This window comes from Brevibacterium sp. SIMBA_078 (assembly GCF_046534565.1).
In the GTDB taxonomy this organism is placed as follows: domain Bacteria; phylum Actinomycetota; class Actinomycetes; order Actinomycetales; family Brevibacteriaceae; genus Brevibacterium.
The window spans coordinates 1-267 of sequence record NZ_JAWRYQ010000266.1 but is presented as its reverse complement, the minus strand read 5'-3'; the positions used below and the strand labels follow the sequence as shown (position 1 = coordinate 267).

Below are 267 nucleotides of genomic sequence, written 5' to 3'. Positions count from 1 at the left end.
CAGAGGGTTACATTAGCGATATCGATTATACTTACGGCTATTATCCAGAACTAAGCCCTAATAATGTCAAAATTCCTTTCTTGATGTCAGGACTTGAAGTACCAAAATTCAATACGGCATGTGAGCTTGGCTTTGGTCAAGGAGTATCAATCAATACACATTCTGCTGCATCGGATGTCCAATGGTATGGCACTGATTTTAATCCTTCACAAGCAAGCTTTGCTAAAGAATTATCTGATATTTCAGGCAGTAACACCCATATCTATG

Annotated in this window: 1 protein-coding gene; it reads left to right on the top strand. The window is 38.6% G+C overall.

Features of this window, described 5'->3' with window-relative positions; translation table 11 throughout:
- A partial coding sequence (locus SB749_RS19675) for a hypothetical protein (RefSeq protein WP_410711790.1) occupies positions 1–267 on the top strand: 267 nt, incomplete at both ends.